Annotated in this window: 14 protein-coding genes; 8 read left to right on the top strand and 6 right to left on the bottom strand. The window is 69.5% G+C overall.

Annotation, left to right across the window (positions count from 1 at the left end; genetic code table 11):
* Position 1: 1 nt before the first annotated feature.
* The 4 genes from BHU06_RS02745 to BHU06_RS22345 all read left to right on the top strand — a co-directional run bounded on the left by BHU06_RS02745 (position 2) and on the right by BHU06_RS22345 (position 2,362).
* Positions 2–784: an SDR family NAD(P)-dependent oxidoreductase gene (locus tag BHU06_RS02745; RefSeq protein ID WP_070397592.1), complete on the top strand. Its 783-nt coding sequence runs from the start codon at positions 2–4 to the stop codon at positions 782–784.
* Between the two features lie 40 nt (positions 785–824).
* Complete coding sequence (locus BHU06_RS22755; RefSeq protein ID WP_070397591.1) at positions 825–1,145, top strand: hypothetical protein; 321 nt, start codon at positions 825–827, stop codon at positions 1,143–1,145.
* Between the two features lie 339 nt (positions 1,146–1,484).
* A complete protein-coding gene (locus tag BHU06_RS02735) occupies positions 1,485–1,676 on the top strand; it encodes a DUF1508 domain-containing protein (RefSeq protein WP_139146931.1) in 192 nt (63 codons plus the stop codon).
* An 86-nt stretch (positions 1,677–1,762) separates the two neighbouring features.
* Positions 1,763–2,362, top strand: coding sequence for a hypothetical protein (locus BHU06_RS22345; protein ID WP_139146930.1), 600 nt, complete (start codon positions 1,763–1,765; stop codon positions 2,360–2,362).
* A 64-nt stretch (positions 2,363–2,426) separates the two neighbouring features.
* On the opposite strand, the gene BHU06_RS02730 is transcribed toward BHU06_RS22345, so the two are convergent.
* Both BHU06_RS02730 and BHU06_RS02725 read right to left on the bottom strand, forming a co-directional pair.
* Positions 2,427–3,647 (bottom strand): MFS transporter, encoded by a 1,221-nt coding sequence (locus tag BHU06_RS02730; RefSeq protein ID WP_070397590.1) that lies wholly within the window; start codon positions 3,645–3,647, stop codon positions 2,427–2,429.
* Positions 3,634–4,110, bottom strand: a complete 477-nt coding sequence (locus BHU06_RS02725) for a MarR family winged helix-turn-helix transcriptional regulator (RefSeq protein WP_070397589.1) — start codon at positions 4,108–4,110, stop codon at positions 3,634–3,636. Before BHU06_RS02725 ends, BHU06_RS02730 begins: the two co-directional genes overlap by 14 nt.
* Before the next feature lie 52 nt (positions 4,111–4,162).
* Between BHU06_RS02725 and BHU06_RS02720 the strand changes: the two genes are divergently transcribed.
* Both BHU06_RS02720 and gloA read left to right on the top strand, forming a co-directional pair.
* Positions 4,163–4,693: a PaaI family thioesterase gene (locus BHU06_RS02720; RefSeq protein WP_139146929.1), complete on the top strand. Its 531-nt coding sequence runs from the start codon at positions 4,163–4,165 to the stop codon at positions 4,691–4,693.
* Positions 4,694–4,704: 11 nt separating this feature from the next.
* Complete coding sequence (gloA, locus tag BHU06_RS02715) at positions 4,705–5,118, top strand: lactoylglutathione lyase (RefSeq protein ID WP_070397587.1); 414 nt, start codon at positions 4,705–4,707, stop codon at positions 5,116–5,118.
* 64 nt (positions 5,119–5,182) lie between these two features.
* Here gloA and BHU06_RS02710 read toward each other — a convergent pair whose 3' ends face one another.
* On the bottom strand, positions 5,183–5,695 hold the full coding sequence (locus BHU06_RS02710) for an OmpA family protein (protein WP_070397586.1): 513 nt from the start codon (positions 5,693–5,695) through the stop codon (positions 5,183–5,185).
* 57 nt (positions 5,696–5,752) lie between these two features.
* Here BHU06_RS02710 and BHU06_RS02705 point away from each other — a divergent pair, with 57 nt between their 5' ends.
* A complete protein-coding gene (locus tag BHU06_RS02705) occupies positions 5,753–6,355 on the top strand; it encodes a gamma-glutamylcyclotransferase (RefSeq protein WP_083292838.1) in 603 nt (200 codons plus the stop codon).
* A 25-nt stretch (positions 6,356–6,380) separates the two neighbouring features.
* Positions 6,381–7,013, top strand: coding sequence for a pyridoxamine 5'-phosphate oxidase (pdxH, locus tag BHU06_RS02700; RefSeq protein ID WP_070397585.1), 633 nt, complete (start codon positions 6,381–6,383; stop codon positions 7,011–7,013).
* Positions 7,014–7,019: 6 nt separating this feature from the next.
* On the opposite strand, the gene folK is transcribed toward pdxH, so the two are convergent.
* Genes folK through BHU06_RS02685 form a run of 3 tightly spaced genes read right to left on the bottom strand, consistent with a single transcriptional unit; the run spans position 7,020 to position 9,809 of the window.
* Entirely contained in the window at positions 7,020–7,496 is a 477-nt protein-coding gene (gene folK / locus BHU06_RS02695) for a 2-amino-4-hydroxy-6-hydroxymethyldihydropteridine diphosphokinase (RefSeq protein WP_070397584.1), read from the bottom strand.
* On the bottom strand, positions 7,483–9,144 hold the full coding sequence (pcnB, locus tag BHU06_RS02690; protein WP_070397583.1) for a polynucleotide adenylyltransferase PcnB: 1,662 nt from the start codon (positions 9,142–9,144) through the stop codon (positions 7,483–7,485). The genes folK and pcnB overlap by 14 nt, the downstream gene beginning before the upstream one ends.
* On the bottom strand, positions 9,141–9,809 hold the full coding sequence (locus tag BHU06_RS02685) for an HAD family phosphatase (RefSeq protein WP_070397582.1): 669 nt from the start codon (positions 9,807–9,809) through the stop codon (positions 9,141–9,143). Before BHU06_RS02685 ends, pcnB begins: the two co-directional genes overlap by 4 nt.
* Positions 9,810–9,820 lie beyond the last annotated feature (11 nt).

Genomic DNA, 9,820 nt, shown 5'->3' with positions numbered 1-9,820 from the left:
CATGACCGTCCCGAACGCCATCCATTTCGGCCACCACGACCGCGTCGTCATCGTCACCGGCGGCGCCCAGGGCATCGGCGCGGCCTGCGCGCGCCGCTTCGCGCGCGAAGGCGCGCGGGTGTTCATCGCCGACGTGGCGCGCGCGCCCGGCGAAGCGCTGGCGAGCGAACTCAACGGGCGCTTCGTCGCCTGCGACGTGGGCGACAAGGCGCAGGTGGACGCGCTGGTGGCCCAGGTGCTCGACGAGGCCGGCCGCATCGACGTGCTGGTGAACAACGCCGGCGTCTTCAAGGCGGCCGACTTCCTGGAGATCAGCGAGGCCGACTTCGACGCCGTGCTGCGGATCAACCTCAAGGGCGCCTTCCTGGTGGCGCAGGCCGTGGCGCGCGCCATGGTGCAGGGCGGCGTGCGCGGCGCCGTCGTGCACATGAGCTCGGTCAACGGCGTCATGGCCATCCCCAGCATCGCCAGCTACAACGTCAGCAAGGGCGGCATCAACCAGCTCACGCGCGTGATGGCGCTGGCCCTGGCCGACCACGGCATCCGCGTGAACGCGGTGGCACCGGGCACCATCGCCACCGAACTGGCGGCCCAGGCCGTGCTCACCAGCGACGACGCGCGCCGCAAGATCCTCAGCCGAACCCCCATGAAGCGCCTGGGCGAACCCGAGGAAGTGGCCGACGTGGTGGCCTGGCTCGCGAGCGACGCCGCGAGCTACGTGACGGGCGAGATCGTCACGGTGGACGGGGGGCGGATGGCGCTGAACTACACGGTGCCGGTGTAGTGTCTGGCCGGCACACCCGCCCACCCCTGCGAGGTCCCCGATGAAGCTCTTGCCGTTCGTGATTGCCTTGGCCGGCGCCGGCCTCATGGCCACCGTGGGCGCTGCCCAGGCCCAGGCCTCGTCGCCCCCACCCAAGCGCACGCCCCCGCCGGCGTCCCGCCAGGCCGCGCCGCCGGCGGCCGAGGCCCCGCGCGGCGACACCCCCGTGCACAAGTTCTTCCAGTCCTGGGGACGCGGCATGGACAAGGCCGGCGAGGCCCTCGACAAGGTGCCCAAGCCCGACAAGCGCTGGCCGGGCAAGGCCAATACCCAGCGGCCCCCGGACACCTCGCCGAAGGGCGACCCGTACAGCAGTCCGTGAAAAGTACAGCGCGGCTGTCCGAGACGCAGCGAATGCAAGACTGGGCTGATGTGCCATGCGGCACGCCTGCACCGGTTACCGGCTACGCCTTGGCAACCCTCCCAGAAGCCCCCGAGTTCTCAATCGAGGAACGGAAACTCCAAATCCACGAGTCGCAAGCCGTCGCTTGAAAGTTTGCTCCTGCTTCTCCTCAAGTAGCAGGACTCCAGCCAACTCTGCGCCGCTCATGGAAGCGGCGATTCCCTTTGCTTCTTCAGCGTCAGACGCGCAGATCGCAAACGAGAATTGACGCCCTTTGTATTGATGAGTAAAACCGTAGCTTTCCATTGGGAGGCTCCTATGGCTGAAGTGCAATACCCGTGCTATTGGCAAAAGAAAGATAACAGCGGCCAGTGGTACTGGATCTATTACGCTAAGAACGGCGAGGAGATCGCCCGCAGTAGCGAGAGCTACGTCCGTCGTGACGACTGCTACCACTCGATCAAGCTGATGCAGGCATCGAGCAGCGACAAGGTTTACTACACCGAATGAACAATCGGCCCTAAGCCGGTTTGTTTTCCTGCGGAGCCTTCGGCTCCGTCTTTTTCTTTGGGTCTGGTGGCGTGTTCAGCATGCGCTTGAGCACGTCATCCATGGGCGGTGGTGTTGACTCTTTTGGGAATGGTGCCGGCATGTTCAAGTCGAGGAATGTAGCGTTCAAGTTTCAACTCCCTATCGGGGCTGATGAAGTTTGGGGCGTTGGCTTGGTCACCGTCAAATGGGCGATGCTTGAAGACAGTATCGACAGCTTGCTAGAACACATGAACAGCGGGCCTGCGCTCACAAATGACGGTAAGCCAATGGGATTCAAAAGTCGCATGCGGCTGTTCAAGCAGATCGTGAAGAGAGACGTAGCGTCGGTAAGCAACGCTCTCTATTTAGAGGCATTTGCAGACAGAGTCCTTGGCTTCGAAGGTCAACGCAACTCGGTCACTCATCACATCTGGTCAGATACGCCAGATGGAAAACTAACGCAATTTGATTGGCGCCGGAAATCTGGCAGACCGTCTGAGCGCTCAATGAATACAGACAAACTTATCCAACTTGCGCAGAGCCTTGACTCTCTCCAGATGGAGTTATGGGACTTCCTGATCCGCGAGGGGTGTGTGAAGGTTGAACAGCCAATTTTCGAGACTGCATGGCGGCGTATATCTCGCCCACCATCACCCAAAAAGTAATACGTCCGCTGGTCCAGTTTTTTCCCCACAAACGTGTAGCTGCCGATGGCGCCGCAGGCCCCTTTCACGCCGCCGCCGCCCGCGGCGCCGGCCGCGCCTCGCGGATCGGCAGGTGGATGAGCGCCGCGCCCACGGCCAGCACGATGTCCACGTACCAGACCCAGTCGTAGGAACCCGTGGCCTCGAAGACGCGCCCGCCCAGCCAGGCGCCGAGGAAGCCGCCCACCTGGTGCGTGAACATCACCGCGCCGAACAGCATGGCCATGTTGCCCGTGCCGAAAAACTTGGCCACCAGCCCCACCGTGGGCGGCACCGTGGACAGGAAGCTCAGGCCCATCACGGCCGCGAACACCAGCAGCACCGCCTCCGTCTTGGGCGCCAGCAGGAACACCAGCACCGCCAGGGCGCGCGTGGCGTAGACCAGGGCCAGCAGCGACTTCATGCGCCAGCGCCCCACGGCCCAGCCCATGGCCAGGCTGCCCACGATGTTGAACAGGCCGATGACGCCCAGCGCCCAGGCGCCCACCGGTGCCGGCAGGCCGCAGGCCGCCACCACGCCCGGCAGGTGCGTGGCCAGGAAGGCCACGTGGAAGCCGCAGACGAAAAAGCCGGCGGCGAGCATGAGGTAGTCGCGGTGCCGCAAGGCGCGCTGGAGCGCCTCGCGCGCCGGCAGCGCCGCCGGGGCGGCGGCCTGGGCCGCGCCGCTGGGCCCGCCGCGCAGCACCCAGGCCGCCGGCAGCGCCAGCAGTGTGATGAAGGCCAGCGCCTGCAGGGCCCCCACCCAGCCCAGGCTGGCCGTGAGCCCGGCCGCGATCGGCGCCATCACGAACTGGCCGAAGGAGCCGCCGGCGTTGACGACGCCCGTGGCCATGCCGCGCCGCTCGGGCGCGATGTGGCGGCTGGCGGCGGCCATCAGCACCGAGGGCCCCGCCATGCCCGCCCCGCCCGCCGCCAGGATGCCCAGCGCGAAGATCAGGCCCAGCGTGGTCGTCATGTAGGGCGTGAGGAAGGTGCCCGCGGCCACCAGCAGTACGCCGATCAGCAGCACGCGGCCCGCGCCCACGCGGTCGGCGAAGGCCCCCGCGAAGGGCTGCGTGAGGCCCCACCACAGCTGGCCGAAGGCGAAGGCCAGGCTGATGCTGCCCACGCCCAGGCCGGTGGCCGTGTTCAGGGGCGACAGGAAAAAGCCCATGGTCTGGCGCGTGCCCATGGTGAGCGCGAAGGCGCCGGCCGCCGCCAGCAGCACCAGCCACCACAGGCGGGCGCGGGGTTCACTCGTTGTCATGGTGGGGCTCCGCGCCGTCCAGCAGCGCCAGGGATTGATCGATGAGGGCGTGCAGCGCGACCACGCGCGCCGCGCCCAGGCGTTGGTTCACCGTTTCCTGCGCCGCGCGCCAGCGGCGCTGCGCCTCGGCGCGCTTGGCCTGGCCCTCGGGCGTGGCCTGGATCAGCCAGCTGCGCGCGTCCGGCCCGGCGGCCTGCTCCACCCAGCCCGCGTCGATGAGCGGGCGCAGGTTGCGCGACAGCGTGGACGCGCTCATGTGCATCTGCTGCGCCAGCTCCACCGCGCGGATCGGCCCGAGCTTGGCGATGTAGGACAGCAGCGAGTACTGCGTGATCTTCAGGCCGGACTTGCCGACCTCGGCGTCGTACAGCGCGCCCACGGCGCGCACCAGTTGGCGCAGCTTGAGGTTGGTGCACCCCTGCGGCTTGGGCGGCGCGGATGACACGGCGGCGACAGTCGACATGGCAACGATTGTATCTACAATTCATGCATATACAACCTTCACGGAGCGACCGATGAGCGACACCCTGCAACGCTGGCTGGACGAGGAAAAGGCCGTGCTCGAGGCCATGGCCAAAGGGCCGGGCGCGGGCGTCTCCACGCCGCAGCAGGTCGCGGGCAAGAGCGGCCTGGAGCTGATGCAGGCCATGCTGCGCGGCGAGCTGCCCTTCCCGCCCATCGCGGCCACCATGGACTTCAACCTGGTGGCCGTGGCCGACGGCATGGCCACCTTCCAGGGCGCGCCGCTGGCGCGCCACCTCAACCCCATGGGTTCGGTGCACGGTGGCTGGTTCGCCACCCTGCTCGACTCGGCCCTGGGCTGCGCCGTGCACACCAAGATGCCGCCGGGCCGGGCCTACACCACGGCCGAGCTGGGCGTGAACCTGGTCAAGGCCCTCACGCCCAAGGTGCAGCGCGTGCGGGCCATCGGGCAGGTGATCCACGCCGGCCGCCAGCTCGCCACCGCCGAGGCCCGCCTGGTAGGCCCGGACGGCACCCTGTACGCGCATGCCACAACGACCTGCCTGGTCTTCGAGGCTCGGTGACAATCGACCCCATGCGACTCCTCCACACCATGCTGCGCGTGGGCAACCTCCAGCGCTCGATTCACTTCTACACGAACGTGCTCGGCATGAAGCTGCTGCGCACCTCCGAGAACCCCGAGTACAAGTACTCGCTGGCCTTCCTGGGCTTCGAGAGCAACCCGGCGCAGGCCGAGATCGAGCTCACCTACAACTGGGGCGTGGAGCAGTACGAGATGGGCACGGCCTACGGCCACATCGCCCTGGGCGTGCCCGACGCCTACGCGGCCTGCGAGAAGATCAAGGCCGCGGGCGGCCAGGTCACGCGCGAGGCCGGTCCGGTCAAGGGCGGCACCACGGTCATCGCCTTCGTGACGGACCCGGACGGCTACAAGATCGAGCTGATCCAGCGCGCCGACGACCACGCCGCCGGCCAGGGCTTGCGCTGAGGCCCCACCCCCAATGAAAAGGCCCGGTCGAACCGGGCCTTTTGTCTGGCGAACGGTGCCGCGCTCAGCGCACGATCACCACCTCGACCCGGCGCGCCTCGGCGTCGGCGCCCGTGCCGGTGGTCACGGCCGGCTTGCTCAGTTCCAGGCTGCTCTCCGCCACGCCCGCGCCCACCAGGGCGTCGCGCACCGCGAAGGCGCGCTGCTTGGCCAGCTCGGCGTTGAAGGCCGGGTCGCCGGTGGCGTCGTGAAAGCCCGAGACCACCAGGCGCGAACCGCCCTTGGCGGCCTCGATGGCCTCGGCCAGCGCGGCCAGCGCGCCGGAGGCCAGATCGGCCTTGCCGGTGGCGAAATAGAACTTCACCACACCGTTGTCGACCACCACGCTGGCGTCGGTGGCGGAAATGGCAATGGCGCCCGGCGCCGGCGCGGCGGTGGCCGATGCCGCGGGAGCGGCCTTGTCGCCGCGCGCCTTGAACACGCCCAGGCCCAGTACGCCAGCGATGATCAGTGCGATGAGGGAAATCAGGACGACCGCGACGACGCGTTGTTCGGGTTCGTTATCCTGTGTGGCCATGCAAAAAGCTCCTGTGGTGTGCGTGAATCGGCGAATCCGGCATTGTAGGCAGGCCGGATGAAGCCCCTGCGCACCTGGATCCCCGAACAGCGCGACGGCGCGGCCATGATGGCCGAGACCCTGGCCGACTGGCGCGCCCAGGGCGAGCGCCCGGACCTCTGGGTGTTCGGCTACGCCTCGCTGGTCTGGCGGCCCGAGTTCGAGGCCGTCGAGAGCCGCCCCGGCCGCGTGCATGGGCACCACCGGGGCCTGCAGATGTGGAGCCGCGTCAACCGCGGCACGCCCGAATGCCCGGGCCTGGTGTTCGCGCTCCTGTCGGGCGGCAGCTGCGACGGCCTGGCGCTGCGCGTGCCGCACGAGCAGGTGGAGGCGCTGATGCCACGCCTGTGGGCGCGCGAGATGCCCAACCCCGTCTACGACCCCAAGTGGCTGCGGGTGCAGACCCCGCAGGGCAGCGTGCGCGCGCTGGCCTTCACGCTCTCGCGCCGCAGCCCCAGCTTCACCGGCCAGCTCACACCCGAGCGCTACCGCGACATCTTCTCGCGCTCCTGCGGGCGCTACGGCACCACGCTGGACTACGCCCGCCGCACGTTTGAAGGGCTCAAGGCCCACGGCATCCACGACCACGCGCTGGAAAAGCTGCTGCAACTGGCCGACTGATCGGCCGCCTCACTACACTGCCGCCATGAACATCGCCGACCTGCGCAAGAGCTACGAGAAGGCCGAGTTGAGCGAGGACGCCTCGCACGCCGACCCGCTGCAACAGTTCGACCAATGGCTGCAGCAAGCCATCGCCGCCCAGGTGCCCGAGCCCAACGCCATGACCCTGGCCACCGTGGGATCGGACCTGCGCCCGAGCACGCGCATCGTGCTCATCAAGGGCTACGACGAGCGCGGCGTCGTCTGGTACACCAACTACCACAGCCGCAAGGGCCGCGAACTGGCGGGCAACCCCTACGCGGCGCTGCAGTTCCATTGGGTGGAGCTCGAGCGGGTGGTGCGCATCGAGGGCCGGGTGGAGTTCACCAGCGCCGACGAAAGCGACGCCTATTTCCACAGCCGCCCGCTGGACAGCCGCATCGGCGCCTGGGCCAGCCCGCAGAGCGAGGTGATCGAGGGCCGCTCGGTGCTGGTGGCCAACGCGGCGAAGTACGGCGCGCAGTTCCTGCTCAAGCCGCCGCGCCCGCCGCACTGGGGCGGCTACCGGCTGGTGCCGGACAACTGGCAGTTCTGGCAGGGGCGCAAGAGCCGGCTGCACGACCGGCTGCGCTACCGGCTGCAGGACGGCGCCTGGGTGCGCGAGCGGCTGGCCCCCTGAGGGCGCTCAGGCCCCGCGCAACCGCTCGATGGCCTGGCCCGCCACAGCGGCCAGGGCCTCGGCCGGCACCCGGTGGGGCGCGATCTCGGCCAGCGGCAGCAGCACGAAGGCGCGCTCGCGCCAGCGCGGGTGCGGAACGGTCAGCGTGGGCGAATCGATGCGGCCCTCGCCGTAGAACAGCAGGTCGAGGTCGAGCGTGCGCGGGGCGTGGCGGTAAGGCCGTTCGCGGCCGGCCGCGGTTTCGATGGCCTGCAGGGCGCCCAGCAGATCCGGCGCACTGAGCGTGGTGGCGATCTCGGCCACCGCGTTGACGAAGTCGGGGCCTTGCGCCTCGTGCGGCGCGCTGCGGTACAGGGACGAGGCGCGCACCAGCCGCAGGCCGGGGGTGTGGTCCAGGGCGCCGAGGGCCCCGCGCACGGCGGCCGCGGCCTGGCCCAGGTTGGCGCCGAGCGCGACGTAGGCCTGTAGCTCAGGCCGCCCCATCGCCTCCGGCGGGCGGGTTGCCCTCGCCGCCTTCGCCGCCCTCCGTGCGCGCGGCGCCGCCGGGTTTGCGGCGTCGGCGGCGGCGCTTCTTGGCGGGCGCGCCGCCGGGTTCGGCGTCGGCCTCAGGCGCCTGCGAAGGCCCGTCGCCCAGGGACTCGTCGTCGTCGCCGTCCTCGTCCACCGGGCGGAAGCGAGGGTCCTCGACGACATCGCTCTGCGGGTGGTCCGGGTCGCCGCGCTTGACGCGCCGCGCCTTGGGCGCGCCCTTGCCGGCGTTGCGCTGGGCGTCCACCATGTCGCGGCGGCGCTCGTCGCTGGCCAGGCTGAAGGTCTCCCACCAGTGGGCGAGTTCCTCTTCCACCTCGCCCACCTGCGAGCGCAGGCGCAGGAAGTCGAAGCCGGCGCGGAAACGCGGCTGCTCCACCAGCGTGAAGACGCCGCTGCCCGTGCGCTTGTCGAAGCGCGGCTGCATGAGCCAGATCTCGCGCATGTCGGCGCCGAGCTTGCCGCGGCCCGACACGTCGCCGATGCGCGCATCGAAGGCCTCGTCGATCGCGTCCTGCAGGGCCGCGAAGGCCGGCACGGGCTTGTGGCCCGGGCGCGACTCGATGCGGCGCTCCCAGCCGCGGCGCACGTCGGCCCACAGCACGCAGGCCAGCAGGAAGCTGGGCGCCACCGGCTTGCTCTCGCCCACGCGGCGATCGGTGTCCTGCAGGGCCAGTTGCACGAAGGGGTCGTCGGCGCGCTGCACCACCACGTCGAGCAGCGGGTAGATGCCCCGGTCCAGGCCCAGGGCCTTGAGTTGCTGCAGGCTGGCCAGCGAATGGCCGGTCTGCAGCAGCTTGAGCATTTCGTCGAACAGGCGGCTTTGCGGGATGTCCTGCAGCAGCGACTTGGAGGCCTGCAGCGGCTCGCGCGTCTTGGCGTCGAGCTTGAAGCCCAGCGGCGAGAGCTTGGCCGCGAAGCGCACGGCGCGGATGATGCGCACCGGGTCCTCGCGGTAGCGCGTGGCGGCGTCGCCGATCATGCGCAGCTGCTTCTTCTGCGCGTCGCGGATGCCGTGGTGGAAGTCGACCACGGTCTGCGTCTCGGGGTCGTAGTACATGGCGTTGACCGAGAAGTCGCGGCGCGCCGCGTCCTGCTCGATCGGGCCCCAGACGTTGTCGCGCAGCACGCGCCCGCTGGCGTCCACCGCGTGCTTCATGCCCGAGAGCTCGCCCTTGCTGGTGCGCTCGTTGCCCGCCACCTGTTCGGCGTCGGCGCTGTCGAGGTAGGCGCGGAAGGTGGAGACCTCGATCACCTCGTGCTCGCGCCCGCGGCCGTAGACCACGTGCACGATGCGAAAGCGCCGGCCGATGATGAAGGCGCGCCGGAACAGGCCCTTGACCTGCTCGGGCGTGGCGTTGGTGGCGACGTCGAAGTCCTTGGGCCGCAGGCCCAGCAGCAGGTCGCGCACGGCGCCGCCGACGATGTAGGCCTCGAAGCCGGCCTGCTTGAGCGTGCGGACCACGTCCAGCGCGCGCTGGTCCACCAGCTTGGGGTCGATGCCGTGCACGCTGGCCGGCACGTCCTGGCGCTTGCCGAAGGGCGAGCCCGCGCGGGCACCACTGGCCTTGCCCAGCAGCTTGTCGATGAATTTCTTGATCATTCGAAGAGATTGAGGATGCGCCAGCCGCGCTGCTTGGCGAGGGTGGCGAGGCGCTGATCGGGGTTGGTGGCCACCGGTTCGTCCACCTTCTCGAGCAGCGGCAGGTCGTTCATCGAGTCGCTGTAGAAGGTGCTGTGCGCCAGATCGGACCAGCGCAGGCCGCGATCGGCCAGCCATTGTTCCACACGGGCGACCTTGCCCTCGCGGAAGGAGGGGACGCCCGCGATGGCACCGGTGAGTTCGCCCGACGGATCGGTGGCCAGGTCGATGGCGATGAGCTGCTCGACGCCGAAGGCCTGGGCGATGGGCCGGGTGACGAAGGCGTTGGTGGCGGTGACGATGAGCACGGTGTCGCCCGCGTCCTGGTGGCGGCGCACCAGGGCGCGCGCGGCCTCGGTCATGGCCGGGCGGATCACCTCGGCCATGAAGCGCTCGTGCGCGCGCAGGCCCTCGGCCAGGCCGCGCTCGCGCACCGCGCCGGTGGCGAAGCGCACGTAGTCGTGGATGTCCAGGGTGCCGGCCTTGTAGTCGGCGTAGTAGCCGTCGTTGGCGCGGCGGAAGTCCTCGGCGTCGCGCCAGCCCAGGCGCACGGTGAATTCGCCCCAGGCGTGGTCGGAGTCCAGGGGGATGAGGGTGTGGTCGAGGTCGAAAAGGGCCAGTCGCATGGGGGAATGCC

Source organism: Hydrogenophaga sp. PML113 (genome assembly GCF_001777155.1).
Taxonomy (GTDB): Bacteria; Pseudomonadota; Gammaproteobacteria; order Burkholderiales; family Burkholderiaceae_C; genus Hydrogenophaga; species Hydrogenophaga borbori.
The sequence above is the reverse complement of the archived record's forward strand: the minus strand, read 5'-3'. Positions and strand labels throughout refer to the sequence as shown.